This is a genomic window from Amycolatopsis pittospori (genome assembly GCF_013870525.1).
Taxonomy (GTDB): domain Bacteria; phylum Actinomycetota; class Actinomycetes; order Mycobacteriales; family Pseudonocardiaceae; genus Amycolatopsis; species Amycolatopsis pittospori.
On the sequence record NZ_JACBXD010000097.1, the window covers coordinates 1 to 26,776 of the forward strand.

A 26,776-nucleotide genomic window follows, 5' to 3' on the forward strand; every position below is an offset into this window, starting at 1 on the left:
CCGGGTTCCGCAGGCTCGTCGCGAGCGCGCGCGCCGGAGCGATGTCGGCCGCGGGCGTCGAACCCAGCGACGACGCCAGGTCGATCAGCCGCCGCGCGGACGCCGTCATGTCCAGCGATTTCACGAAGCCGTAGGCGGCCGAACGCAGATGCCGTTCACGTTCGGGCTCTTCGGCCAGGGCGGCCACGACCGCACCCAGCGCCTCCGGCCGCGCGAGCACCAGGTGCTCGCCGGGGACCAGCGGTTCGACATCGGCCGAGGTCTCGCTGATCACCACGCAGCCATTGGTCATCGCTTCGAGCGTCCGCACCCATTCCAGGGTCTGCTTCTGCTCGCGGTGCAGGTTCAGCAGGAACCGCGACCGCGCGAGGTGCTCGAACTTCGCCTTGCCCGGCAGGAAGTCGACGCGCGCGCCGGTCATCGGCTCGTGCGGCGGGGTCAGCAGCCGCGTCCGCAGCCCGGCGAGGTCCCGCGCGTACGAGCCGAGCAGCACCGAACGCCGCCGTTCGGCCGTGCCGAGGTAGGTGACGTCGAGATCGCGCGGGCTGTCGAGGTCGCCGCCCCACAGGTCCCACAGCGGGGTGTAGCCGAGCTGGAAATGCTCGACGGCGATCCCGCGCCGGCGCAGTTCGTCGGTCGAATCGTGGTTGATGTCGACGGCGCCGCCCAGGATGGACAGCAGCTCGGCGTTGCGTTCGAAGGTCGCGGTGCCGGGATGCTCCACGCAGAAACCGATGGTGCGACGGCACTGTCCGGCGGTCGGGAAGTCGGCGTCCGGGGTGGTCACGAAGTACTCGTGGGGTACGACGACGTACACCGTGTCCGCCCCGCCCTCGGGGTACTTGCCGACCGCGGTCCTGGCCTTGCCGCCCGCGGTGCGCACGGCGTCGGCGACCACTTCCAGCAGCTCCTCCATGAAGGCGGAACCGCCCTCGGCGGAGACGAAGCAGAGTTCGGTCACGGCCGGTCCATCTTCTTCCGCACGACCCGCAGCGGTGCGGTGACCCGCCAGCTGACGGTGCGGCGCGTGGCGTCGAGTTCGCGGGCCATTTCGGCGGCGAGGCGTTCCGCGTTCAGCAGGCGCTGGCGGTCGGCCGACGGTTCGCCGCCGGGCAGGATGTCCGCGTCGACGACGCCCGCCGAAACGACGAGTTCGGCGTCGAGCAGCGCGAGCCGCAGCTTGTCCCGCTCCTCGCGGCAGGTCTTCAGTTCCGCGCGCAGCGAGTCCCGCTGCTGGTGAGCGAGGAGGACCTCTGCCTCCAACGCCCGCGTACGCGCCTTCGCGACGTCCAGCTCTTCCTGCTGCGAAGCCAGCTTCTGGTTGATAGCAGCGGACTCGCCTTCGTCCGACGCGCCCGCGGTCGCTTCGCGCAATTCGTGCTCCGTCTCGGCCAGCTTTTCCTTCAGCCGGTCCTGCTCGGCGGTGAACACCTGCCGCTCGGCCCGCAACCGGGTCAATTCGGCCTGGACGCGGCCGGGAATCTCAGCGTTGTCCTCAGACATGGTGGACGCCCCCATTCTTCTGGCCGTGCAGGGCCAATTCGGTCAGGATTTCGGAGTACTCGCGCGCATAGCCGGCCGGGTCGAGCCAAGGCAGCAGCTTTTCGTGCGCGGCCTTCGCCATCTCGCGGCGGCGCGTGGCGGAAGTGCCCAGCGCGCGCAGCAACGCGGCGGTCAGGGCGTCGACGTCGTTGGTCTCGAACAGCCAGCCCGTCTCGCCGTCGACGATCATCTCCCGTGCGCCGAACACGTCGGTCGCCGCGACGGGGATGCCACAGCAGACGGCTTCGAGGATCGACCGCGGCAGCGATTCGATGTCGGAGCTGTTCACGAAGATGTCGGCGGCCTGCAGCCAGCGCAGCGGATCCGGCTGGATCGGCACCAGGCTGACCGCGTCCTCCAGCCCGGCGCGCTCGACCGATTCCTCCATCGCCAGCCCGTACGGCGACGGGTGCAGGCCGACGATCGACAGCTTCGCCTCGGGGTGGACCTTGTGGATCCGCTCCATCGCCGAGATCAGCGGCGCCTGCCCCTTGCGGGATTCCGCGATGCCGATGTTGACCAGCACGATGTCGTCCGGCGAATAGCCGAGCATGGTGCGCGCCTGCCGCCGCGTCTCCGACCGCGTGCGGCCGCCGAACTTGTGCATCGGCGTGCCGTAGCGGACGGTCTGGCAGCGCTCAGGCTTGCTGTACGGCAGGAACATCTCGCGCGTCGCGTCCGCGACGAACAGCAGCTTGTCGGTCTCGGCGAGCGTGCTCTCCCAGCGTTTCCAGACCGCGGCGGGTGGCTTCACCGGGCCCCAGTTCTGGTACGCGAACGCGGGCAGCGAGAAGCTTTCGTGGATCACCCACGCTGTCGGCATTCCGGCGCGCTTCGCCGCGTCCGCACCGACGAAGCCGCCGAGTGTGTTGACGAGCGCGACGCCCGCTCCGGAGCACTTCGCGAAGCGTGCGAGCTCGGCGACGTGGCCTTCGTACGCGGGGACGGTCTGGTTCCGGTAGTGCGTCGTGACGTGCACAGGGATGCCGAGTTCGTGGCAGTCCGCGCGCAGCGGGCCGTCGGTCTCGCTGACCAGGCTGACCTGCCAGCCGTGGTCGGTCACCATCCGGCTCAGCAGTTCCTGCAGCCACAACTGCCCACCGCCGACGCCGAGGCTGTGCGTGAACACCAGCACGTGCTTCGGATCGGTCGGGATGTTCACGCGCGCCATCGCGCGGGCGGTGTCGCCGGCCAGTTCGTCGGAGAGCTCGGCGTCGTCCGGGTCCGCGACAGGGTTGCGAAGGGTGAAAGTGCGCTTCGGCGACACGACCTCGCCGATGCCTTCAGTGCGGTACCGGACGCGAAGCGACAGCGTCCGCTCTTCGCCGTACGGGAGGTCGACAGGGACCCACGCCTCGAAACCGCTGACGGCGGCGTCGTCGAAGCCGGGGAATTCCTTCGGCACGTCCTTGCGAGGCAGGCGGGTACGCGCGCTGACCGTGCCGCCGCCCTCGACCATGACCTCGATCAGGCTCGGCGCGCGACCCTGAAGCATGGCCCAGCCCGTGACGTAGACGACGTGCCCTTCGGTGACCTTTCCCTGCTTCGGCGCTTCGAGCTCGCCCAGCCACAGCGGTTCGTCGCCCGGCAGCGTGCCGACGTGGACGGTCGCCTGGTTCAGGATCCGCTCGTCCGGCCCGGCGACGACGATGTCCTGGGTACCCGCGGGAACCCAGGTGGCGGGAACCGCACGCCAGCCGAACGTGCCTTCGGGCGCGCCCGGGCAGGGCTCGGGGAACAGGTTCGCCTCGACGTCCGCGATGGTCACGGACATCTCGTCGATCCGGCTGATCCCGGTCGTCCAGCCCCGGAGTTCGAACAGGTGCCCGACCGGCCGGTCCGGGGTCAGGATGCCGGCGGTATGCAGGCTCGTCATCGCTTCGCTACCTCGTCTTCGTTCGCCGCCACACCGGCGCCGACCTTGGGTGAACGGTACCTGTGGACGGTCCTCGCCAAACGCGTTCGCCAGATTTCGGCGATCGACGTGCGGACCTCGTCCGTGCCGTGCGCGGTGCCGCACGAGCCGATCGTCGAGAACGCGACCTCGCGTGCCATCGCACTGTCCACAAAGGAGGGATGGAGGCCGATCACCACGCCCAGCCAGCCCGCCAGGTCGTGCACCGAACCGCCGTCCGCCGCCGCGGACCAGCCCGCGTCGGCCAGTTTGTCGGCCAGCACCAGCACTCCGCGTTCGACCACTTCGGGCACACCGACACCGGAGTGCCGCCACTCGAGATCGATCGGGCGCAGCGTCCCGCCGTCGACGAGGACGTTGTGCGGCACCAGATCCCAGAGCGCCTCGACCCCGCGCGCGGCCTCCGCGCGCAGGAGATCCCGCCAGCCGGTGAGCAGTTCCGCGACGCGTTCCGGTTCGGCGAGCAGGACTTCGACCATCGTCGGGGCGTCGTAGACCTTGTCGGTGCACGGTCCGACCGAGATCCCTGCGACGGGCGGCGAAGGGAAAAGCGGCGTGCGGCGGACTTCGGCGCCTTCGCCGGTCCGGACGACGTCGGCGCGCGTACACGCGAAAGCGGCGCGCTCGGAGGTGTTGAAGTAGGTCGCGAGGCGGTACGCGGGCCAGAGCGCGGCGGCGCCGGGCCCGCACAACAGGGCCAGGCCGTTCGCGGGACCGCCGGTGATCGCGGCGGAAAGCCGGGGGAGTTCGATGTCGATCTGCGCGCTTCGCACCGCGCGTGCGACCTCGTGGCCGGGTGAACAGAGCAGTTCGCGCTGCACTTCGAGCCCCGACGCCGCGAGCGTCTTGGCGACACCTCGCGACGCCGTCAGCACCACGACGGCGCCCATCGGCGCCAGACGCTCGCGAACCGAGTCCAGCAGGCTTCGCGTCGCGTAGGGCTGTTGGACGACGACCAGGTCGTAACCGTCGGCGGGTGGCCGGTCGTGCACCTCGACGGTGCCGAGACCGCGAGTCCGGAACCGGACCGCGGCGGCGCGGACCGGATCGGCCTCGACGGCGTGCACCGTCTCCGAGACCTCGCCCAGATACCGCGTCAGACCGCCGAAACCGGCACCGACCTCAAGGACTCGCGCCGTCCGCGGCAGCACGAGCGCCCGGAGGACGTTCGCGGCGCCGTGGTCGAGCGGGGTGCGCTCGGAGGCGTCCCAGCCGGCGAAGTGCAGTTCGTCGGACAACGAACCGGTGTCCTCGGCCAGGGAGAGCAGAGTCGTGAGCAGCCGTGCCTTCTCGGCGGTCATCCGCTCCGCCCCTGCTCAGCTGGTGACGGCGTAGTTTTCCAGCGTCTTCTTCACCGCACGCTGGTACGTGCCGCTCAACGCCTTCTCGCCCTCTTCCCCGCCGAGCGGGTTCTGCAGGATGTCCACCCGGATAATGTTGTTCCCGCTGATCCAGGTGCCGCGGTAGCTGCCCTTGTCGCCGTCGATCTTCTTCTGGAAGTTCAGCTTCGGCGGCATACCCGGCAGCGGCTCGGTGATCTGCACGAACTTGGTGGTCGTCTGGTACTGGCGAAGCTGCTTGACCAGGTCACCGGCGGCACCGGGGCTGTTCAGCGGGATGACCGTGATCGAGATCTTCGCCGGCTGCGGGCCGGTCTCGTCCGGCTGCTTCTGCGAGCCGCGGTACGCGACCTGCTTCACGCCGGCGGCGATGACCAGGTCGGCCTCGGCCTTGTCCATCCCGGTGATCGCGGCGAGTTCGGCGGCGGTGACCACACCGCTCTTCGTGTCCTCGTCGCCGGACTGCTCCGGGATCTTGTCGAACAGCAGCTCCTCGGGCGTCTTCGGCTTGGCCGACGACGTCGGGGGCGCGTTCTGCGACTGGGTCGGCTGCGGCGCGGCCGTCGGATCCGTCGGCTCGTCACCGCCGCCCTTGAAGGCGAAGTAGCCGCCGACACCGAGACCGGCGAGCACCAGCACGGCGACGACGGCGATGATCGCGATCTTGCCGCCCTTGCCCTTGGGCTTGTCCTCGAACAGCTCCGGACCCTGCTTGACCCACTCCGTGCTGCCGACCGGCGAGATCGGCGGGAAGTCCGAACCACCCCACGGCGGGCTGGCGTCGGTGTCGGTCCAGCCCTGCTGCTGAGGCTGTTGCTGCTGCGGGTAGCCGTGCTGTTGCTGCTGAGGCTGCTGCGGGAAACCGCCCGCGGGCGAAGCCTGACCCTGCTGCGGGAAACCGCCCGCCGGGGACGCCTGACCCTGCTGCGGGAAACCGCCTGCCGGGGACGCCATCGGCGGCACGACCTGCGTGCGGTTCGGGTCGGCCTGCTGTTGCTGCCAGCTCGACACGACCTGAGTGCGCTCGCCTTCGCCCGCCTGCGGCTGCGGCTGGTTCACCGGCGCGATGATCTGCGTCGAGTCGGCGCTGGTCCCGCCACCCTGCTGGGGCTGCTGCTGAGGAGCCTGCGGCTGCTGCTGAGGCGGCGCGGGTGGCTGCTGGAAGGGCTGCTGCGGCTGCTGACCGGGCTGCTGGACCGGCTGCTGCGACGGGTCGCCGTATGCGACCGCTGAGGACAGCACCTGGTCACGGCGGAGCCGGTAATCGTCAGCGGAGAGCCGTCCAGATGCGAGCTCCTCGTCCAGATTGCGCAGCTCTTCCTGCCAGGACACCACCAGCCCCCTTAATCCGTTTCAGGCGGGGAAGCACGCTCCCGGCCGTCGCGATACCACCACTGCGGTGACCTCGCACATTCTGCACTGCCCTGACTGGTCGCGCCCTCGCGGGTCGAATCGTGATCTCCCCGCGACCTGCGCTTCTCAACCGGCCGGGAGAACAGTGTCCAACGAGGTCAGCGTCTGCTCCAGACGGGTGTCGAGCGCCTGCGTGTCGCCGCCGAGCGGCTGCGAGACCCAGGTCGTCACGGCCATCGTCCCGGACACGTAACCGAGTCCGCTGAGCTGGCCGTTCTTGTTCGCGCCGACGAGGGCGAGCCGGTCGCCGACGCGCTGCTCGCGCAGTCCCGCGTTGATCGAGTTCTCACGGAAGTATTTGACGATCGCCTCGGCGTCCTTCGCGTCGTTCGCCGGGATCACCAGGACGAGGTAACCGTTCGTACCTTCGTTCGAACCCTTGTAGGTGATCGATGCGACACCTTTGGACGTCAGGTAGTCGGCCGCGGCCTTCGAGTAGAAGTTGAGCTCGACACCCTTCGCGACGGCCATCGTCGAGTTGTCCTTCGACGGTGTTCCCGGCAGCGCGGGCAGCCGGTCTTCCAGCGGCGTCTGGGCACTGTTGGGCTGGCTGCTCGGCGCGAGTCCGGAAAGACCGTCCGGCGGCTGGGCCACACTCGGCTGCTCGGCGACGTTCGAAGACGACGAGGACCCGAGCCACAACGTCCCGCCGATGATCAACGCCAGCACGACCAGCACGCCCGCCCCGATGAACAGCCCGGTCGGCCTGCGCTTGCCGACGACCGCGTAATCCGTGTGGTCATCGGACGGCGCGCTGTGGCGAGGGCCGGGTTCGGGCGTCAGCGGCGGAAGTGGGCGGTTCACCTGGCGCGGCTTGTGCTGGACCGGAGGCGGTTCGGCACGCAGATAGACCGTCGGATTGATGTCGGCGGGCGAGGGAGCGGTGGTCTTGTGATCGGCGATCCGGGGAACCGCGGTCTTCTTCTGGCGCGCCTGGGGTTTCTCGGTGCTGATCGGCTGGGTGCGCTGCTCCGGCCTCGGCGCCTGTGGCGTCTGCGGCGGAGGCGGGTAGGCCTGCTGGTGTTGTTGGAACGGCTGGTGCTGTTGGACGGTGGCGGCGGGCACTTCGATCGGCTGCACGGCGGGGTTGGTGCTGTGCCACGTCCCGCCCGGGCGCCGCAGCGGTGAGGGGACCGGTGACGGCATCGTCCCGCCGGAGGCCTCCGCCAGGAGTTCGTCCCGCTTCTTGCGGTGTTCGGCGTGCCCGATGCGACCCGAGGCCAGCTCGACGTCCAGCTGTCGAAGCTCGTCCTGCCAGCTCATTTAGGCCCCCTGCCGCCGGGTGTGGGCAGCCAGTGTTGCATGCACCCTTATGGGTGGTGGACGGGTCGTGAGTGATTCGGGTCGTTAGAACGACCCGAATCACTCACGAGCGGCTGGTCAGAGGCGATCGACCGCTCCCGCCGGTACCGTGGCGGACGTGGGAAGTGCCGGATGACGGAAATCGACGTATGTCGCGGCGCGCTGCGCGAGCTGGCCATCGACCGGCTCGCCGGGCGCGAGGTCCGCACGTCCCACCTGGTCGAAGCCGGTTTGGACGCGATCGTCGCCGGACTCGACGCGCCTTCCCTCGCCCTGCTCGCCGGCCTTGAGGCCTCCGAAGGCGATGCCGTCGACAAGGCTCTGGACCAGGTCGTCGACGAACTCGGCCTCGAATTGCCCGCCGACGCGACGGCCGCCCGCTGGCTGCTGATCCACGGCTGGCTCACCGCGATGGTCAAGGGCGATCTCTCACCCGCGGCGGGCGGCGCGCTGGTCGGCGAGGTCGCCGCGCTGCTCGGGTCGCCGCAGGCGTTGCGGGGGATCACGCGGTGGTCGGCGATGCTCGACAACTGGATCCCGACCGATCTCACCCCGCGCGACGTCTGCGAGGTGCCGATCCTCGAAGAATCGGCCGAGCTGCTCGAAGGCCCTTGGCCACCTCGTCCACGTCACCCGTAAGGCGCCGGTTTCTGTCGTACATGTGTTCTAAAATGGGCGTTGTACAGCAGGAACAGCGGCGAAAGGCAGACACGGATGGCCTACATCACCCTGCCCACGTTCGTGGGGTACAGCACGAGCTCGGGTCCCTCGCGTTCCTCTTTCGTGCGGCGCTGGCGCCGTCAGTACGAGGACCCGGCCCGGGGCGGGTTCAACTTCTATCTGCGTGCCGCGAACGCGATCCGTGCCGGGCGGATTTCGGGGCGGGATCGGGAGGTCATGCGCGCCCTGGTCGAGAACGCGGACGAGCGCACGCGGCCGCACTACACCGACATCGCCAATGGCTGGCTGCGTTACCTGGGGCGGCGTGACCTGCGGCTGGCCGAGGTCGGCCGGGCGCGCTGGCGGCTCGGCGCGCTCGAAGTCGGCATCAATCCGCACCTCGGGCTCCGCAAGGGCGACGGACCGGTCTACGCGACCTGGCTCTACTTCCGGGAGGAGCCGTTGAGCCGGGACGCGGCGCAGCTGGTGCTGTGGCTGCTCGAACAGACCATGGACGAGCTGCGGCCGGGCGGGCGGCCGCTGGTGATCGACGTCCGGCGCTCGAAGGAGTTCGCGTTGTCTCCGCGTGATCGCGACAAGGTCCGGCCGTGGGTGCAGAGCGAGGCCTCGGCGTTCATGAGCCTTTGGGAGGCGGCCGCGTGATCGAACGACGGCGAGCCCGCATTCGGTGGGCTCGCCGTTCACGCACCGTCATTCTCACGGTTTCGACGGCGGCGCAAGACACCTGATCAGGTGACAGTTTCACGGAGTATGCCCACGAGCTGGACAACTTGGGCCCTGAACACGAAGCTTTCCCAGTCTTAATCGGCCGAACCACCGAGGGTCGCTCGTGAACAACGCTTGGGAAGCCATCTCCAGGGTCGCAGATGAGCCTGCTTGGTACTGGGTCTACGACAAGCTCGCGTTCTGGCCGAGTACGTACTCGCACGCCTGGCCGGGCTTTCGTGAACCCGCACCGTCCGTCGCGTGGGATCTCGCGCCCGGGGGCCTCGACCGGTCGTCGGCCGAGTTCCGTCTCGGCCCGTACGCGGTCGAGCAGAACGACGTCGCCCGTGTCGCGCTCTCGGCGCTGAAGGACTGTGTCGCCGAGGACGAGTGGGTCTGGGTGCTGCACTGGCAGCATCAGTCGTACCGCTTCTACCCGCATCGCCACGCCGCGCTCGACCCGTGGCCGGTCCCGGTGTTCCCGCGCACGGACTACCACCTGTTCCTGGCGAACGACTTCCGCTTCGGCACGCTCGGGCATCCGTGGGAGCGGACCCTGTGCGTCTACGGGGAGAAGCTCGTACCCGCGTTCGAACAGCACGGCGAACGTGTTTTCAAGAACGCGCTGCGGCGGAACGGTTCGCCGGCCGCGATGGCGGGCTGACCGCCGTCCGGCGGGCGGACCTGCCTAAACTCAGGCGGGTGTTCGAATATCACGGGTGGGTGACCATCCAAGCGAGCCCTTCCGGCGACGATGACGCGGCGCTGCTCGAGCGCATCGTCGAACGGGTGCACCGCGCCGTCCGCGATTTCGACGACGGCGATCTGGTGGACCTCCGCTGGGCCGCCGGGGTGCCGGTGCTGCACCTGGGCGGCATGGACAAACACGGCACCGCGATCGCGCCCGAGCTGGTGGACCTGTTCACCCGTGTCGGCGACCTCGCGCCGGGTTCGTACGGTCTCCTGCACGTCTGGGACGACCAGGATCCCGCGCACGACAACGAGTTCAAGGTGTACCGGATGGCCCGCGGCCTGGTCACCGAACGCGGCGACGACCACCTGTCCCCGGTCGCGCCGACCGTGATGGACGGCTACGAGATCTAAGCCTTCCTCACGCCCGACGCCGATCTGCTGGCGAACGCCGCCTACCCGGTCTACGTCGACCCCACCTGGCAGACCAACTATTGCGCCAGGATGGGTTTTCGTGGGACGAAGGGGCGTCGAGTTATCTCTTGGAGCGCCGGCCCGGCCTTGTGGTCTGCCGACACTGGCGACTAGCTCGCAGGGTGAGTCGAGAGGTAGGTCTGCGCCGCGATTTCTTGCACGAGAAAGAAAAATGGTGCCTTCCCGGTGTCGTGCGAGGAAATCGCCGAGCCTCGTGGGGGACATGCTGCGGTCTCGGCGTGATTGGTCAGGCAAGAGTGCGCCCTCATCGCGTGATCTATCCCAAAGCCCTGGCAGCGGACCTCGCCGGTCGGAATTTGCGAAGCATGTGAGGAATATTCGGGGCGTGGAGCCTTCTCGTGTGCGCGGACGACTTTTAAGACAAGTATTTTGCGTTTGTTCGACTAGGTGGAGCTCGCGGTGGAAATGATAGTGACGTACTACGACTGGGCGAACGTGCGTGGTTCTTACTCGAACGGCTCGGTTTTACCCGGTGCGATCGAGGACCTTTGTTCAGCCACCGTGCGTGAGAATGCCGAACTCGCTGTTCGCAGAATCGAGCAGGTATGTCCGGCGGATTCCGAGTTGTCCGACGCCTCGGTGGCACTCGCGTCCTGTCTCGTGCACGCCACCTGGAGCCGCTCCGAGATTTCGTTGGATCTCATCCTCGGGTTGCTTGACGATATGGCCACAGGGCAGGGTGAAGTGCGCGGTGACGATGAGTATTTGGATGTTCGCGCCAAGTTTCTTCGTGAAGTCTGCCGTGGATTTCCGATTTATGTCGAGCTGCTGGAAACGCATCCTGACCACGATGTGCGAACCGCCTGCATTGACTTAATTTCCATCTGCGGTTTGTTCGACAAATCTCTGACGGAAAGGGCGGCCTGGGTTCTGGGGGCGGCGAAGAAGCTTGAGCGAATGGAAGAATTCCACTCCCTTATCGACGCCTCGATCGACGATCTGCGGTGAACACCGGGCGCTGACCTGTGCTGTCATCCCGAGGCGGGGACTGACGCGTTCCCGACCGCGTGGACCCAGCGCCGTGGTCAGCGCAGGAGGCCGAGTACGAACCCTTCAAGCCGCCCGCGCTCCGACCGCTCCCGGGCCGCGGGTTAGATTTCGACCATGGTCTTGACCAGGGGGATTCGCCGCGTCCAGGTGAACACATGGGTCCTGTTCGGCGTGGCGGTCGTGTGGCTCGCCATCAACGTCCGGTGGCTCATCAGCTATCGCCAGGGCCAGATTCTGGAAATCGACGAGGCCGGCTACATCGGCATGGCGCTCAACGACCACTACGCGGCCGTACGTGACGGCGTGCTCGGCTGGATCCAGGCCGTCGAGGCGCCGGGGATCCAGGCTCCGGTCACCCCCGCGCTGACTTCACTCCAGTTCTTCGTGACGGGGACCAGCGTGGTGGCCGCCTTCGCCGTTCCGATGCTGGCAGGCCTGGCGATCATCCTGTTGACGCACGCGGTGGCGAACCGGGTGGCGGGCAGGCCGTTCGCGTGGCTCGCCACGGCGCTGGTCGCCACGATGCCCGGCGTGATCGTCGAGGCCAGGGCCTACCACTTCGGAGCTCCTGCCGCCGCTGTGACGCTGGCGGCCATTTACTTCCTCATCCGCTCCGAGGGGCTGACGAAGACCAGGTCCACGATCGCCTTCGGGGTTTTCGTCGGGCTCATGCCGCTCACCAGGACGATGATCATTGCCTTCGTGCCCGCCCTGGTGCTCGCCGCGTTCATCCAGGCTGTGCTCTCGCCGGATCGTAAGAAGAGCCTGATCCGCTTCGGGATCGCCGCGGTGGCGGCCGTCGGCGTCGCCGCGATCTGGCTGATCCCCAACGGCGCGCAGGTGTATCGCTATCTGACCGGCTTCGGATACGGGCCGCAGTCCGCCGAGTACGGGACCGAGGCGGGGATCTTCAACCCGGCGGCCTGGACGTACCGGCTTCACCTGCTGACGCTCGAGCAGTACCTGCCGCACGTCCTCTTCATCTGTGTCGGGCTTGTGGTGGCCGTCATCGTCGCGATCCGGAAGCTGCGTGCGGGCCGGCTGAAGGAAACGGCCAAGGCGATGGTCGCTTCGCCGCTGTTCCCGCCGGCGGTGCTCGTGGTGGAAGGGGTCTCCGCCTTCGTCACGTCCAAGACCACCGGGAACGGGTTCACGCTCCCGCTGGCTCCTTCGATGACGCTGCTCGCGCTGTGGGGGCTGTATCGCGTGCACGTCCGGCTGCGGAAGGCGATGCCGGTGGTGGTCGCGGTGATCAGCCTGGTGGCGCTGGTCCCGCAACTGGATCTCCGGGCGCCGACCGCGCGGCTGTGGGAGGCCGAGCTGCCGGTGGTCGGGCGTGTCACCATCACCGACGGCCGGGGTGTCCCGCAGAAGTACGCGGGTCTCGGCGTCGAGACCACCGATCCGGAGCCGGTGAGCGCGGAGGACGCGAAGCAGTGGATCGTCGTCGCCGACTGGGCGGCGCAGCAGATCGTCGACCGGCACGCGATCCGCGGGGTCACGGCGTTCGGGTTCCGCGATCGGATCTTCAACACCAACACTGTTCAGCTGGCCGTGCTCCGGAAGCTGGGTTACGGCGTGGCCGTGCCGCAGATCAGGCCGGTCGAAGCGGGGAACTCGCAGCCCGACTACGAGCGCTGGCTGACCCGGTATCAGGACAGCATCTCCGGCGACGCGAGCACCGCTTGCCTGCTGTTCACCGCCACCGGGCTGAACAACGAGTTCCTGCCGAAGGTGGATCCGCCCGCGATGGCCGCCGCCGCGGCCGCTTCGGGGTTCGCCCCGGTCGAGACGCGGCCCTTGCCGAACGGTCGGTCGGTGACCCTTTGGCACCGGCCTCAGCCCGCCTGCGTCCCGTCCTGAGTGGAGGGCGCACCGGTTTCCGCCGGTGCGCCCTGGCCCCTCATATGCACAAACTCGAATTACTACGGTCGTGTGACTCCGCTCACCGGACATGTAGCACGTAGTAACCGAAAAGAATTGCTTGAAAAGGCTAAGTACCTTCAGGGGTTCGCGCCAGATACCCACCCGCGAGGGTGAGTTACACGAACCGTGGGGTTCCGGGGGCTCGGCTCCCGGGGATTATGGTGAGTAAGTCATGGTCCAGGCTTTCCCTGGACACATCACTCCCACTTGCGAGCGGATGACGGGACTCGAACCCGCGACCCTCACCTTGGCAAGGTGATGCGCTACCAGCTGCGCTACATCCGCATGTTGCTCACCGCTTCAACACTCGTTTGAAGCAGTGGAACAACCATACACCGACCGTCTGTAGCGGTTTTAACCCACCCCGACAGGTGCTTCGGTGTCACAGCTGGCGTACAAGGGGTGACGACGGCTGCATACCTCCGTATGGTGTCCCCATTCGACCGAATGGTGAGTCCTTCGGGGAGGAGGTGCCTGGCCGGATGACCGAGCAGGGCACGGTGCCGCTTCAGGCGGCCTCGGAATCCGACGAGCAGGCATTGCTCCAGCGGCTCCGCGAGGGGGAGGACGCCGCCTTCGGGGAGCTTTTCGAACTTCACGCCGCCGCGGTGCGGAGACTGGCGCGCAGTCTCGCCTCCGACCGGTCGGAGGCGGAGGACATCACGGCCGAAACCTTCTTCCGGGTGCTTCAGGCGTTGCGCCGGGGTGCCGGGCCGCGGGACTACGTCCGGGCGTATCTGCTGACGGTGGCCCGCCGGGTCTCCTGGGAGTGGCACGGCGCTCGCCGTGACGTTCCGGTGAGCGACGACGAGCTGACGTTCCGGGCCGGGGCGGGGGCGGATACGCATGCCCGCACGGCCGAGCACACGCTGATCACGACCGCGTTCACGAGTTTGCCGGAGCGCTGGCGCTCGGTGCTGTGGCAGACCGAGGTCGAGGGCGAGCAGCCCGCGATGGTCGCACCGCATTTCGGGCTGAGCGCGAACGCGACGGCGGCCTTGGCGCGCCGGGCGCGCCAAGGGCTGCGTGCGGCGTATCTGCAGGCGCATCTGTCGGTGAACCGAGGGCCGGATTCGTGCCGGGCGGTGGTGGAGAAGCTCGGCGGGTTCACCGCGGGCAGCGTCACCGGTGCCGAGGCGACCCGGATCAAGACCCACCTGATCGCATGCCAGTCCTGCCGCGCGACGCACGACGAACTGCGCGACGTCTGTTCCTCGCTGCGGGCGCACGCCGGTGTGGTGGCCCTGCTGCTGCCGGGGGCCGCCGGTCTCTACGCGAGCGGGTCGTCCGGGGCGTTGTCCGGGCTGGCCGCCTCGATCAAGGGCGTTCTGCTCGGCTCGAAGGTCAAGGTCGGCATGGCGGTGGCGTCGACGGCGGCCGCGGGCGCCGTCGGGATCGTCGCCGGTCCGGCCGTGCTCGGTACCGACGTCACTCACACCATCGGGTTGTCCGGTGGAGGTCTGCCGGAGCTGGCGTTGCTGCCGGCGCAGGTGGCCCCGCCGGGTCCCGGCCAGCCTGTCGAGCTCCCGCCGCAGCGGGTCGCCGAGGACCAGCTCCACGGCAAGGGCTCCATACCGGTGAAGACCGGGCTCGGCCCGGGTGCCCAGCTGGGCGCGGCCGACGTGCCGAGCCTCCCGGGTGCGGGCGGCTCACGGAAGGAACTCGGCGGCGACGACTTCGAGCAGCCGCCGCAGCAGCCCGGGCTCGTTCCGCCGCAGGAGGAGACCGCGCCGCGCAACGAGGTCCCGCCGGAGACCGGCACGAATCAGACCACGTCGAAGCGGGACGACATCCCGCCCGAGTCGCTCAACCCGACCGAGGAGTCGCTGAGTCCGACGACGACCACTCCCAGGGAGTCGACAGACCCTTCGGAACAGACCGAACCGAAGTCGACGACTGACCCGGAAGAGTCTTCTTCGACGACGTCGGACAGCGACGTTTCGACCACCGGAACGCCCTCCGGTGATACGTCGGAAACGGAGTCGAGCCCGGTGAAGCCGACATCCCACTACCCGGAACCGGGTGTCGACTACCCGACCTGCCCTTAACGCTCGCGAGGGACCTATCGCCTTCGAAGTCTCGCGAATCCTGCCGCCATCACGGTACGGTTGAGCTCGCTCACCACGAGCGAGCGGCCGCGCGGGAGGCGACTGAATGAACCGGCTGGTGCACGGCGAGGACGGCCGTGACTGGGTGGTCCGAGCCCAGATGGAATGGCGTGCTCCCGCGACAGCGGACGATTTCGAGCACGATGTGGCGGGCAGCTACGGCCCGGGTATCGCGATGATCGTCGTGACGGCGCTCCTCGCGATCGTGCTCATCGCGTGGACCCCGACGGACGTGATGATCCCGTCCTGGGTGCCGCTGGCCTTGCTGCTGACCGCGCTGTTCTTCCCACTGCGGTGGATCCTGCGCCGTCCGTGGACCGTGGTCGCCGAGACCGAGGGCGATCTGGCGGGCGATCGTCCGTCCGAGCGCTGGGTGGGCACCATCCGCGGCATGTTCACCGTGCGCGGCGAGGTTTCGAAGATCAGCAAGACCATCCAGAAGCACTCTCTCCCGGATTTCGACGGTCCACTGCATCCGGTGGAGTAGTCGCGGCGGCCTGAACAAGCGAGACTGGGGCCATGCCCGAGTTACCCGAGGTCGAAGCGCTCGCCCACCACCTGCGTGAACACGCGGTCGGCAAGACGGTCTTCCGCGTCGACGTGTCGTCCCTCAGCGTGCTGAAGACGGCGACACCGCCTTGGACGGAGCTGCACGGCCGCGAGGTCACCGGCGCGGGCCGGTTCGGCAAGCATCTGGACCTCGTCGTCGGCGACCTCCACCTGGTCGTGCACCTGGCGAGGGCGGGCTGGCTGCGCTGGTCCGACGCGCTGTCGCCGACCCCGCTCAAACCCGGCAAGGGCCCGATCTCGCTGCGCGTCCACCTCGACGCGGCCGCCGGCCCGGGTTTCGACCTCACCGAGGCCGGCACGAAGAAGGGCCTGGCCGTCTGGATCGTGCGCGACCCGGAGAAGGAGGTCGCGAGCATCGCGCGGCTCGGACCGGACGCGCTTTCGCTGGACCGGGCCGGGCTCGAGAAGCTGTTCACCGGGCGCACCGAGCGGCTGAAGACGGCGTTGACCGACCAGTCGCTGATCGCCGGGATCGGCAACGCCTACTCCGACGAGATCATGCATATGGCGAAGCTTTCCCCCTACGCCACAACGGGAAAGCTGTCCGAAGGGGCGCTCGACGGGCTTTCCGAGTCGATCCGCGAGGTGCTGACCAGCGCCGTGACGCGATCGGTCGGCCAGTCCGCGGCCCGGCTCAAGGGCGAGAAACGTTCCGGGCTGAGGGTGCACGCGCGGACCGGGCTGCCGTGCCCGGTCTGCGGCGACACGATCCGCGAGATCTCGTTCGCAGACAAGTCCTTCCAGTACTGCCCGACCTGCCAGACCGGCGGGAAACCCCTCGCTGACCGGCGGATGTCGCGTCTGTTGAAGTGATTCAGCACAGCGCGGCGGCCACGGCCGGAAGTGGCCTGCTCGGCATCGGCGCCTTCTTCGCCAGCTCCGCGGCCAGGTCGTAGACGTTCAGCGCCAGCACGATCTGCTTCGAGCCGTCCTCGTTGCTCAGCGAGACGCTGTAGAACCCCGGCCCCGCGCCGGTGTTCCCCCAGAACGTCTTCGGCCCGCCCGGACACGGCACGTTGAGTGTCTCGATGCCCGCGCCATAGGCGCCGTATTCGCTGTGCGGCACCAGTCGTTCGAGTTCTTCCTGCTGCGCCGGTTCGAGGAGCCGACCTGCCAACAGCGCGCGGTGGAACGTCGCGAGATCGTCGACGGTCGAGACCATCGCGCCGGCGGTCCAGTCGTACGACGGACTGAACACGGTCATGTCCTTCGCGGGTTTGCTCAGGTCGTATCCGTGCAGATGCGCACCGCGCAGGAACGGCGACCAGACCGGGAAATACGTCCGGTCGAGACGGAGCGGATCGAGGAGCCGCCGTTGGATCTCCTCGCGGACGTCGTTGCGCGTGATCCTCTCGATCACCTTGCCCAGCAACAGATATCCCGTGTTCGAGTACTTGACGTCGGCGCCCGGCGCGAACAGGGGCGGGTCGACCAGCGACCGTCGGATCACCTCGGACGGTGGATAGATGTGCGCCCGGTTCCCCTGGACGAGGTACGGGTCGAAGAAGTGCGGATCGAGCGGATCGTGCACGCCGCTGGTGTGATTGAGCAGCATGCGCAGCGTGATCTCGTCCGGTCGATAGCCCGGTCCTCGGACCACGCCCGGCAGTCGTCGCTCCACCGGATCGTCGAGTGAAAGCGAGCCTTCGCCCGCCAGCTGCAGCACCACCGCGGCGACGAACGCCTTGGTGTTGCTGGCGATCCGGAACCGGTGATGCGGCCCCGCGGGTTCGCGGGTCACCGGGTTCGCGTATCCGGCGCCGAAGCGCGAGACCGCCTCACCGTTCCGTACCTGGACGACCGCTCCCGGGAATCCCCCCGCGGTGACGAGCTCCTCCACCGCCGCGCGCACCGGATCCTCGGTCGCGGCCGCCGTCCCCGCCGACGCGCTCGCCAGCAGTACCCCCGCCAGCGTCCCCACCGCGACCCTCCCCAACCTGTGCATGGTGTTCCACCCCCGGAAGCGATTGCCTGCACACAGTCTTCGCGGTCCCACGGGGAGTGACCATGGGGAGGACACCCCGGTCTTGGGTAGGGTCGGCCCCACCCTCAGTTGTCACAACTCAACAGAAAGTGGGGAGTAGGCCTTGCACCCGGTTGGTCGAGCGCAGAGCATGGACGCCGTGTCCGGGCTCGATATCGCGCAGATCATCCCTTGGGGTGTCGCGGCGCTGCTCGCGGTCCTCGTGGTCGTCCTGCTGATCAAGCTGCGGCGGCCGGCGAGCATCGTGGAGAACGCGGTGCTGCAGGCCGTCCACCGGATGTCGAAGGCGACGCCGGACCTTCGCGAAGGTCTCGACGAACAGGTCGCCGACAAGATCACCAGCCAGCTGCTGGAGATGCTCGACTGCGTCGCCGTCGGCATCACCGACAGCGAGGGCACGCTGCTTTCGTGGGACGGCGAGGCCAACGACCACTACGTCGACCTCGTCGACGCCATCGGCAACGCGATCCGCAAGCACCGCCGCGAGGTCGTCGCGCACGACAAGATGCCGTGCAACCACCGCGGCACCTGCCGGATGCGGACCGCGGTGATCGTGCCGCTGATCGTCGAGGGCGAGACCGAGGCGGCGCTGCTGGTCGTCGGGCGCACCCGCGGACGGCTGGTGCAGATGGCGGACGCCGTCGCGCAGTTCGTCTGCACCCAGTTCGAACTGGCGCGGCTGGACGAATCGAAGAACCAGCTGCAGCAGGCGGAGATCAAGGCGCTGCGCGCGCAGATCTCGCCGCACTTCGTCTACAACGCGCTCAACACCATCTCGTCGCTGATCCGGACGGACCCGGAGGAAGCGCGAGAGCTGCTTCAGGACTTCGCGGACTTCACGCGCTACTCGTTCCGTACGTCGGGCATGTTCACGTCGCTCGCCGAGGAGCTCCGGAACATCGACCGGTACCTGACCATCGAGAACGCCCGGTTCGGCGGGCGGCTCGAAGTGCGGATGAAGATCGCGCCCGAGGTGCTCTCGGTGGTCGTGCCGTTCCTGATCATCCAGCCGCTGGTGGAGAACGCGGTCAAACACGGCCTCGCGTCGAAGCCGGCCGGCGGCTGCGTCACCGTGATCGCCGAGGACTACGGCGCCGAGGCGCTGATCAGCGTGGAGGACGACGGCATCGGCATGGAGCCCGCCAAACTCGCGGACCTCCGCAGCCAGCACCGCACGGGTGCGCACGTCGGGCTCGGCAACATCAACCAGCGGATGCAGCAGGTGTTCGGCCGCGACTACGCGCTCATGGTCGAAACCGCGCCCGGCGCGGGCATGAAGGTGACCCTGCGGGTGCCGAAGTTCATGCCCGGTGTGCGGCCGAACCTGCCGGACTTCTCCGTCGACGCCACCGCCGAGCGCCCCGAAGTCCCGCCGCAGGGCGGTCCGAACGAGGCCAGCGGGGTGAGCGGTTCGCGCAGCGGCGTGCTGCCGTCCTGAACGTCGGTAACCTGGCCGTATGAGCGTTGCGGACAAGTTGACCTCCCGTCTTCCGATGATCGGCGACCGGGGTGAGCGCAAGGACGTCGTCGCCGTGGTCAAGCTGCACGGGGTGATCACGCCGAGCCCGTCACCCCTGGCCAGGGGGTCGATCAACCTGGCCGCCGTCGAAACGGTGCTGACCCGCGCGTTCGCGCACGACCGGCTGAAGGCCGTCGCGCTGCAGATCAACTCGCCGGGTGGCGCGCCGACGCAGTCGGGCCTGGTCGCCGAGCGGATCCGTCAGCTCGCCGACGAGAAGAACGTGCCCGTCCTGGCCTTCGCCGAGGACGTCGCCGCGTCCGGCGGCTACTGGCTGGCCTGCGCGGCCGACGAGATCTACGCGCACCGGACGTCGATGGTCGGCTCCATCGGCGTGATCAGCGGCGGGTTCGGGTTCACCGGCCTGCTGGAGCGGTTCGGCATCGAGCGGCGGCTGCACACCGCGGGGGCGAACAAGTCCCGGCTCGACCCGTTCAGCCCGGAGAAGCCCGAAGACGTCGAGTGGCTGAAGAAGATGCACAGCCAGCTCCACGAGCTGTTCGTCGACTGGGTCACCGAACGCCGTGGCGACAAGCTCGCCAACACCGAAGACCTGTTCACCGGCGACGTCTGGCTCGGCGCCCGCGCGCTCGAACTCGGGCTCATCGACGGCGTCGGCAGCCTCCGCCAAGTGATCACCGAGCGGTACCCGGACGCCGACATCGCGGTCGCCGAACCGAAGAAGGCGCTCCTCGCGCGGCTCGGCATCGGCGCACCCGCCGCCGCGAGCGCGCTGCTCGACGCCGTCCAGCAGAAGGCCGCCTGGAGCCGCTTCGGCCTCTGATCTCGTGCAATGAACGGCCCGTTCCTGGCAAATTTCGCAAGGAACGGGCCGTTCATTGCGTTGGGGAACCGGGCGGATTCACCCGAACGGTGGTAGGCGTAAGTGGTTCAGACCAGGTGTCATATCGGACATACCGCTTTGTTGTGAACAGCAACAAACCCTCGACAATGATGACGAGGAGGTCCGATGTCCGTTAATTCTCCACGTCGGAGCCGCTGGAAGATCGCGCTCGGTTCGGCGCTCGGCGCTGCCTTGATCGCGGTCCCGCTCACGCTCCCGGCCTCGGCCGCCGTCCCGCCCCCGCCGTCCGGCTGGACCACCGTCTTCGCCGACGACTTCACCGGCGCCGCGGGCTCGCTCCCGTCGAGCGCGAACTGGATCATCGACACCGGCCACGGTTACCCCGGCGGCCCGGGCAACTGGGGCACCGGCGAGATCCAGAACTACACCGCCGATCCCGCCAACCTCTCCCAGGACGGCGCCGGCAACCTGCGGATCACGCCACTGCGCGACGGCGCGGGCAACTGGACCTCGGCGCGGATCGAAACCCAGCGCACCAACTTCAAACCGCCGTCGGGCGGCGCGCTGCGGATCGAAAGCCGCCTCCAGATGCCGAATGTCACCGGCGCCGCGGCTCTCGGCTACTGGCCCGCGTTCTGGGCGCTGGGTTCGCCGTATCGCGGCAACTACTGGAACTGGCCCGCCGTCGGCGAGTTCGACATCATGGAGAACGTCAACGGGATCAACTCGGTCTGGGGCGTGCTGCACTGCGGCGTCAACCCCGGCGGCCCGTGCAATGAGACCACCGGCCTCGTCGGCAGCCGGGTCTGCCCCGGTGCCAGCTGCCAAAGCGCGTTCCACACCTACACCTTCGAATGGGACACGAGCGTCAGCCCCAACGTGTTCCGCTGGTTCGTGGACGGGCAGCAGTTCCACTCGGTCGGCCAGAACCAGGTCGATGCCACCACGTGGGCCAACATGACCGACCACGCGGGCTACTTCGTGTTGCTGAACGTCGCCATCGGCGGCGCGTTCCCGAACAACAACTCCGGCACCACGACGCCGGGGCCGGGGATCGTGCCGGGACATCCGATGCTGGTCGACTACGTCACCGTCCTGACCCGCGGTGGCGGCACGAGCCCGACCACTCCGACGACTCCGACCACACCGACGACGACGAGCACTCCTGGCGGCGGCAGTGCGTACAGCACGATCCAGGCGGAGGCCTACAGCCAGGCGGCCGGTATCGCCAAGCAGTCCACCTCCGACAGCGGCGGCGGCCAGAACATCGGTCCCGCGGGCAACGGTGACTGGGCGTTGTATCGAGGTGTCGATTTCGGGACGCAGACCGGTAGGCAGTTCCAGGCGCGCGTGGCGTCCGGTGCGGCGGGCGGGGTGAGCGGCCTCGTCGAAGTCCGGCTCGACAGTCCCGCCAACGCACCTGTCGGCAGCTTCGCCGTCGCCAACACCGGTGGCTGGCAGAACTGGCGGACGGTACCGGCGAACATCAGCGGCGTCACCGGGAAGCACGACGTCTACCTGACCTTCACGAGCGGACAGCCCGCCGATTTCGTGAGCGTCAACTGGTTCACCTTCACGCCCTAGCGAGGCGCGGGAAGGAAGAGATGTGGCACGGCGAGGCGGTTCGTGCCACCGGAAAAGATGACGGCACCGGCCACCCCAGGCGCGGGGGTGGGCGGTGCCGTCCTTTTCGTTCGACTTTCGTGAAGCGGGCTGGACAGGGGACCCGGCAATGGGCATTATGCGACTCACTGTGAGTGCTCACGATGACACCCGGAAGCTCATTGTCCTGGCGGTGGACGATGAGCCCAAAGGGCTAGACGAACTGGTCCACTGTCTCCGGAACAGCCCGCACGTCGCCCTGGTCTTCCCGGCGATCGACGCTTCGGAGGCACTGCGCCTGCTGTCCACCGACGACCCGAGGCTGGGCGACCGCAAGGCCCGCGGCCTGCCGATCGTCGACGCGGTGTTCGCCGACATCGACATGCCCGGACTGTCCGGGATGGAGATGTCCCGTGTGTTCGCCGCGCTGCGCCCGTCGCCCGCGCTGGTCTTCGTGACCGGGCACGCCGAAGAGGCCGTCAACGCCTTCGACCTCGGCGCGCTCGACTACGTCCTGAAGCCGTACCAGCAGGACAGGCTCGATCGCGCGATCAACCGCGTGATCGACAAACTCGCCGCCAACGCCGCGCCCCCGCCCGGTGCCGGACCCCTCGGCCAGGTCAAGAACGACGACGAGGTCATCCCCGTCGAACTCGCGGGTACGACCAAGCTGATCCCGCGTTCCTCGGTCCGCTGGGTGGAAGCGCAGGGTGACTACGCCCGGTTGTTCACCACCGACGGCAGCCACCTGGTCCGTATTCCGCTCGCGCAACTCGAAGAACGCTGGGAGAAGGCGGGTTTCGTCCGCATCCACCGGTCGTTCCTGGTCGCGTTGCCGCTGATCACCGAGCTGCGGATGGGTCAGGGCGGCTACCAGGTCGTCATCGGCAACGAGGAGAAGGTGCTGCCGGTGAGCCGCCGCCGCACCCGCGCGCTCAAGGACCGGCTGGTCGGCTCCGGCCGGTCGACGCAGTAGCGGGACATGACCGACGACTACTACCGCCGGGTCAACGGGGTCCGCGAGCCGGACCCGACCTTGGGCAAGGGCCGGAACAAGAAGCCCGCGCTGCCCGAAGGCGCCGTCGTCGAGCCGGTCCCTGGTGCGCCGTCCGGGCCGAAACACGAGCAGGCGAAGCCCGAACACCACGCGAAACCCAAACGGCAACGGGTGATCCTCGCCGACCCGCGGCAGGCCACGAGCACCCTGCGGGCCAGGGTCGAACTCGAAGAGCAGACCAGCTGGGGAAAACTCCTGGTCAAGGATCTGGTGAAGATCCAGCTGCGGACGGCCTCCCTGCTGGCGCTCCTGGTGATGGTCACGCTGTGCTCGCTGCCAGTGCTCTTCTACCTGATCCCCTCCTTCGGACAGGTGAGCGTCGTGGGCCTTCCGTTGCCCTGGCTGATCCTCGGCGTGGCGCCTTTCCCGTTCCTGTTCGGCATCGGCCTCTGGTACAACCGGCTCGCCGAAAGGCACGAGCGCGACTTCGTTGACATGATCGAGAACTGATTGCGGAGCTGCACATGCGAGGATCCCTTCTGTGCAGCTGAATCCGTGGGCCATCGCCGGCATCGTGCTGGTCGCGGTCCTGACCTTCTACCTGGGGCACCGCTCCTCACGTTCGGCCGTCAGCACGCACGACTTCCTGGTCGCCCGGCGTACCGTGCGCTCCCGGCGCAACGCCGCCGCGATCTCCGGTGAGTACCTTTCCGCCGCGTCGTTCATGGGTGTCGCGGGCATCGTCCTCAAGGACGGCGCCGACGCGCTGTGGTTCCCGATCGGGTTCACCGCCGGCTATCTCGCGCTGATGCTGTTCGTCGCCGCGCCGCTTCGGCGATCCGGCGCGTACACGCTCCCGGACTTCGTCGAGATGCGGCTGGGTTCGACCCTGCTGCGCCGGGTTTCGACGACGTTCGTGGTGTTCATCGGGATCCTCTACATGGTCCCGCAGTTGCAGGGCGCCGGGCTGACGCTGGCGACGATCCTGCCTGTGCCGGTGTGGGCGGGCGCTCTTCTGGTCAGCGGCGTGGTCATGTTCAACGTGATCGCGGGCGGCATGCGCGCCATCACCGTCGTCCAGGCCTTCCAGTACTGGCTGAAACTGTTCGCCATCGCGGTGCCCACCTTCGTGCTGTGCATCGTGTTCGTCGGTTCCGGCGGGCCGGGCAGCGCGCGTCCGCTGGGACAGGCCGCGCCGCCGACGTTCACCGAGAACACCACGGTCTCGGTCCAGACCGACGTCACGCTGAACGTCGCCTCGGTGACCGTTCTCGAGGCATATGGGCAGGTGGAAGGCGCGCGCGCCAACGGTTTCGCGGTGTGGAGCCCGGAAGCCCCGCACAAGGTCTCCAAGGGCACGACGCTGAAGTTCACCGCGGGCACCCCGGTCCCGGTGGTCGGCGAAGCACCCGCGTCCAACGGCGACTGGCTCCGGCCGGGTTCGGGCAGCCTCACCGACCTGCTGCAGGTCTATTCGCTGATCCTCGCGACGTTCCTCGGCACCATGGGCCTGCCGCATGTGCTCGTCCGCTTCTACACCAACCCCGACGGCAAGGCCGCGCGCCGCACGACGGTGCACGTCCTGCTGCTGCTCGGGCTGTTCTACCTGTTCCCGACGCTGCTGGGCGCGCTCTCGCGGATGTACGTCCCGGAACTGCTGGTGACCGGGAAGACCGACGCCGCCGTCCTGTTGCTGCCGTCCGCGGTCCTCCCCGGACTCTGGGGGCAGATCCTGGGCGCGGTGACGGCGGCCGGCGCGTTCGCCGCGTTCCTTTCGAGTTCGTCCGGGCTGCTGGTGAGCGTCGCCGGGGTGGTGTCGACCGACGTGCTGCCCGGCCGCGTCCGAGATTTCCGGGTCGCGACGGGGATCGTGGCGCTGATCCCGTTCGGACTGGCCGTCCTGTTGCCCTCGGAAGACCTTTCGCTCTCGGTCGGCATGTCGTTCGCGCTGGCCGCGTCCACCTTCAGTCCGCTGCTGCTGCTCGGGGTCTGGTGGCGGAAACTCAGCTGGCCCGGTGCGCTGGCCGGGATGATCGTCGGTGGCGGCCTGGTGCTGACCGCGCTGGTGGTCAACATCGTCAGCAAGTACACCGGCGGCTGGGCGCCGTGGTTCTCGAACCAGCCCGCGCTGATCACCGTGCCGGCGGCGTTCCTGACCACCTACGTGGTGAGCCGGGCCACCGGCTACGGGCGACCGGACGACGTCCACGGCGTGATGCTGCGGCTGCACGCGCCGGATCCGCTCGGGTTCATGCGGGATCGTGCGGTCGCCCGGTTCGGGCAGGCCGAGGAGAAGACACGGACGACCGGAAAGGGCCGTCACCGGAAGTAGTTCACCCGGTCGAGTCGCGAAGGTCTACTCAGAGTCGTACCGTTCACTCAAATGGATTGCCCCTTTCACGCCCTATGAGGGGCATGATCTTCCGTGGCGACGAAATCACCGAATGGTTGCGGCAGGTGGGAGGTCCGTTGTGAGCGACACCGATCAAGACCTCGGGTCAGACCCGGAATCCGACTGGGAAAAGGTGCAGGCCAGTCCGGAATTCACCGAACTGCGCCGCCGCCTCCGGGTATTCGTTTTCCCGGTCTCGGCGCTGTTCCTCCTCTGGTATCTGCTCTACGTGCTCCTGGCCGACTACGCGACCGGGTTCATGAGCACCAAGCTCTTCGGCAACGTCACCGTCGGACTGGTCTTCGGCCTGTTGCAGTTCGTGTCGACCTTCGTGATCACCGGCCTTTATGTCCGGTACGCGAACCGGAAACTCGATCCGCTCGCCGACAAGATCCGGCATGAGGTCGAAGGGACCGAACGGTGAGCACGCTGGCCGCGGGCGTCCAGGGCAGCAATCCGGCGCTCAACATCACCATTTTCGCGGTGTTCGTGGCGATCACGCTGGTGATCGTTTTCCGGGCCAGCCGGAATACGAAGACCGCCTCCGACTACTACGCCGCCGGACGCGCGTTCACCGGTCCGCAGAACGGGATCGCGATCTCGGGCGACTATCTTTCCGCGGCGTCGTTCCTGGGTATCGCCGGTGCGATCGCGATCAACGGCTACGACGGTTTCCTCTATTCGATCGGGTTCCTCGTCGCGTGGCTGGTGGCGTTGCTGCTGGTCGCGGAACTGCTGCGGAACACCGGCAAGTTCACCATGGGCGACGTCCTCGCGTTCCGGATGCGGCAGCGACCGGTCCGCGCGGCGGCCGCGATCTCCACGCTCGCCGTCTCGTTCTTCTACCTGCTCGCGCAGATGGCGGGCGCGGGCGGTCTGGTGAACCTGCTGCTCGGCATCGAAGGCAACCTCGGCCAGGACCTGGTGATCGCCGTGGTCGGCGTGATCATGATCCTGTACGTGCTGATCGGCGGGATGAAGGGCACCACCTGGGTGCAGATCATCAAGGCCGTCCTGCTGATCGCCGGCACGTTCGCGATGACCCTGTGGGTGCTCGGGAAGTACGGCTTCAACCTCTCGAACCTGTTCCAGGCCGCCGTCGACAAGGGCGGCGCGACCGGTGAAGCGCTGCTCGGCCCGGGCAAGCAGTACGGGAAGACCGGCACGACCAAACTCGACTTCCTGTCGCTGGGCATCGCGCTGGTGCTCGGGACCGCGGGCCTGCCGCACGTCCTGATGCGCTTCTACACCGTCCCGACCGCGAAGGACGCTCGTCGTTCGGTGGTGTGGGCGATCGCGCTGATCGGCATCTTCTACCTGTTCACGCTGGTGCTCGGTTATGGCGCGGGCGCGCTCGTCGGCCCGGACGTGATCGCGAAGGCACCGGGGACGACCAACTCGGCGGCGCCGCTGCTGGCGCTCGAACTGGGCGGTCCGATCCTGCTCGGGTTCATCGCGGCGGTGGCGTTCGCGACGATCCTCGCGGTGGTCGCGGGCCTCACGATCACGGCGTCGGCGTCGTTCGCGCACGACGTCTACGCCAACGTGATCAAGAAAGGCAAGACCGCTCCGGACAGCGAGGTCCGCGTCGCGCGGATCACCGCGCTCGTGATCGGGGCGGTCGCGATCGTCGGCGGGATCCTCGCGAAGAACCAGAACGTGGCGTTCCTGGTGGCGCTGGCCTTCGCGGTGGCGGCGTCGGCGAACCTGCCGACGATCCTGTACTCGCTGTTCTGGAAGCGGTTCAACACCCAAGGCGCGTTGTGGAGCATCTACGGTGGGTTGAGCGTGTGCGTCATC

The 26,776-nt window shown here is 68.2% G+C and carries 24 protein-coding genes and 1 tRNA gene; 17 read left to right on the top strand and 8 right to left on the bottom strand.

Translation table 11 applies throughout. The annotated features are described in order from the left end of the window. The 6 genes from H5J31_RS34180 to H5J31_RS34205 form a co-directional block, all read right to left on the bottom strand. Window positions 1-961 (bottom strand): glycosyltransferase family protein (locus H5J31_RS34180; protein WP_181776809.1); only part of this gene is annotated, 961 nt, incomplete at its 3' end. Continuing rightward, window positions 958-1,503, bottom strand: coding sequence for a hypothetical protein (locus H5J31_RS34185; protein WP_236005564.1), 546 nt, complete (start codon window positions 1,501-1,503; stop codon window positions 958-960). The genes H5J31_RS34180 and H5J31_RS34185, both read right to left, overlap by 4 nt. Then, window positions 1,496-3,418 carry a glycosyltransferase family 4 protein gene (locus H5J31_RS34190; protein ID WP_181776811.1) on the bottom strand — a complete coding sequence of 641 codons (1,923 nt, stop codon included), beginning with the start codon at window positions 3,416-3,418 and terminating at the stop codon, window positions 1,496-1,498. Before H5J31_RS34190 ends, H5J31_RS34185 begins: the two co-directional genes overlap by 8 nt. Next, window positions 3,415-4,758: a methyltransferase gene (locus H5J31_RS34195; protein WP_181776812.1), complete on the bottom strand. Its 1,344-nt coding sequence runs from the start codon at window positions 4,756-4,758 to the stop codon at window positions 3,415-3,417. Before H5J31_RS34195 ends, H5J31_RS34190 begins: the two co-directional genes overlap by 4 nt. Before the next feature lie 15 nt (window positions 4,759-4,773). Beyond that, a complete protein-coding gene (locus tag H5J31_RS34200; protein WP_181776813.1) occupies window positions 4,774-6,132 on the bottom strand; it encodes a flagellar basal body-associated FliL family protein in 1,359 nt (452 codons plus the stop codon). A gap of 144 nt (window positions 6,133-6,276) precedes the next feature. Next, window positions 6,277-7,473, bottom strand: a complete 1,197-nt coding sequence (locus tag H5J31_RS34205) for a flagellar basal body-associated FliL family protein (protein WP_181776814.1) — start codon at window positions 7,471-7,473, stop codon at window positions 6,277-6,279. A gap of 171 nt (window positions 7,474-7,644) precedes the next feature. Between H5J31_RS34205 and H5J31_RS34210 the strand changes: the two genes are divergently transcribed. From H5J31_RS34210 to H5J31_RS34235, 6 genes are all read left to right on the top strand, one after another. Beyond that, window positions 7,645-8,151 (top strand): hypothetical protein, encoded by a 507-nt coding sequence (locus H5J31_RS34210; RefSeq protein WP_181776815.1) that lies wholly within the window; start codon window positions 7,645-7,647, stop codon window positions 8,149-8,151. Between the two features lie 75 nt (window positions 8,152-8,226). Beyond that, window positions 8,227-8,835, top strand: a complete 609-nt coding sequence (locus H5J31_RS34215) for a hypothetical protein (protein ID WP_181776816.1) — start codon at window positions 8,227-8,229, stop codon at window positions 8,833-8,835. A gap of 187 nt (window positions 8,836-9,022) precedes the next feature. Next, the gene (locus tag H5J31_RS34220; protein WP_181776817.1) at window positions 9,023-9,562 is read left to right on the top strand and encodes a DUF2716 domain-containing protein; all 540 of its coding nucleotides are present in this window, start codon (window positions 9,023-9,025) and stop codon (window positions 9,560-9,562) included. A gap of 38 nt (window positions 9,563-9,600) precedes the next feature. Next, window positions 9,601-10,002, top strand: coding sequence for an immunity 7 family protein (locus H5J31_RS34225; RefSeq protein ID WP_181776818.1), 402 nt, complete (start codon window positions 9,601-9,603; stop codon window positions 10,000-10,002). Window positions 10,003-10,470: 468 nt separating this feature from the next. Beyond that, on the top strand, window positions 10,471-11,031 hold the full coding sequence (locus H5J31_RS34230; protein ID WP_181776819.1) for a hypothetical protein: 561 nt from the start codon (window positions 10,471-10,473) through the stop codon (window positions 11,029-11,031). 156 nt (window positions 11,032-11,187) lie between these two features. Beyond that, a complete protein-coding gene (locus H5J31_RS34235) occupies window positions 11,188-12,936 on the top strand; it encodes an ArnT family glycosyltransferase (protein ID WP_207899253.1) in 1,749 nt (582 codons plus the stop codon). A gap of 275 nt (window positions 12,937-13,211) precedes the next feature. On the opposite strand, the gene H5J31_RS34240 is transcribed toward H5J31_RS34235, so the two are convergent. Beyond that, a tRNA-Gly gene (locus H5J31_RS34240) sits at window positions 13,212-13,284 on the bottom strand. Window positions 13,285-13,481: 197 nt separating this feature from the next. Between H5J31_RS34240 and H5J31_RS34245 the strand changes: the two genes are divergently transcribed. The 3 genes from H5J31_RS34245 to H5J31_RS34255 all read left to right on the top strand — a co-directional run bounded on the left by H5J31_RS34245 (window position 13,482) and on the right by H5J31_RS34255 (window position 16,490). Beyond that, on the top strand, window positions 13,482-15,047 hold the full coding sequence (locus H5J31_RS34245) for a sigma-70 family RNA polymerase sigma factor (protein ID WP_181776820.1): 1,566 nt from the start codon (window positions 13,482-13,484) through the stop codon (window positions 15,045-15,047). Window positions 15,048-15,153: 106 nt separating this feature from the next. After that, window positions 15,154-15,594 (top strand): DUF983 domain-containing protein, encoded by a 441-nt coding sequence (locus H5J31_RS34250; protein ID WP_181776821.1) that lies wholly within the window; start codon window positions 15,154-15,156, stop codon window positions 15,592-15,594. A 32-nt stretch (window positions 15,595-15,626) separates the two neighbouring features. After that, window positions 15,627-16,490, top strand: coding sequence for an Fpg/Nei family DNA glycosylase (locus tag H5J31_RS34255; RefSeq protein ID WP_181776822.1), 864 nt, complete (start codon window positions 15,627-15,629; stop codon window positions 16,488-16,490). Between the two features lies 1 nt (window position 16,491). Here the strand turns inward: H5J31_RS34255 and H5J31_RS34260 are convergent, their stop codons facing one another. After that, window positions 16,492-17,622, bottom strand: a complete 1,131-nt coding sequence (locus H5J31_RS34260; RefSeq protein ID WP_181776823.1) for a serine hydrolase domain-containing protein — start codon at window positions 17,620-17,622, stop codon at window positions 16,492-16,494. Between the two features lie 169 nt (window positions 17,623-17,791). Here H5J31_RS34260 and H5J31_RS34265 point away from each other — a divergent pair, with 169 nt between their 5' ends. The 8 genes from H5J31_RS34265 to H5J31_RS34300 form a co-directional block, all read left to right on the top strand. Continuing rightward, window positions 17,792-19,099 (top strand): histidine kinase, encoded by a 1,308-nt coding sequence (locus tag H5J31_RS34265; protein WP_181776824.1) that lies wholly within the window; start codon window positions 17,792-17,794, stop codon window positions 19,097-19,099. A 19-nt stretch (window positions 19,100-19,118) separates the two neighbouring features. Then, the gene (locus tag H5J31_RS34270) at window positions 19,119-19,964 is read left to right on the top strand and encodes a S49 family peptidase (RefSeq protein ID WP_181776825.1); all 846 of its coding nucleotides are present in this window, start codon (window positions 19,119-19,121) and stop codon (window positions 19,962-19,964) included. 186 nt (window positions 19,965-20,150) lie between these two features. Further along, window positions 20,151-21,569, top strand: a complete 1,419-nt coding sequence (locus H5J31_RS34275) for a carbohydrate-binding protein (protein ID WP_181776826.1) — start codon at window positions 20,151-20,153, stop codon at window positions 21,567-21,569. Between the two features lie 157 nt (window positions 21,570-21,726). Next, window positions 21,727-22,563: a LytR/AlgR family response regulator transcription factor gene (locus tag H5J31_RS34280; RefSeq protein ID WP_181776827.1), complete on the top strand. Its 837-nt coding sequence runs from the start codon at window positions 21,727-21,729 to the stop codon at window positions 22,561-22,563. Between the two features lie 6 nt (window positions 22,564-22,569). Further along, a complete protein-coding gene (locus tag H5J31_RS34285; protein WP_181776828.1) occupies window positions 22,570-23,094 on the top strand; it encodes a DUF485 domain-containing protein in 525 nt (174 codons plus the stop codon). 31 nt (window positions 23,095-23,125) lie between these two features. Then, on the top strand, window positions 23,126-24,916 hold the full coding sequence (locus H5J31_RS34290) for a sodium/solute symporter (protein ID WP_181776829.1): 1,791 nt from the start codon (window positions 23,126-23,128) through the stop codon (window positions 24,914-24,916). Between the two features lie 139 nt (window positions 24,917-25,055). Beyond that, on the top strand, window positions 25,056-25,400 hold the full coding sequence (locus H5J31_RS34295) for a DUF485 domain-containing protein (protein ID WP_181776830.1): 345 nt from the start codon (window positions 25,056-25,058) through the stop codon (window positions 25,398-25,400). Beyond that, window positions 25,397-26,776 (top strand): solute symporter family protein (locus tag H5J31_RS34300; RefSeq protein WP_181776831.1); only part of this gene is annotated, 1,380 nt, incomplete at its 3' end. The genes H5J31_RS34295 and H5J31_RS34300, both read left to right, overlap by 4 nt.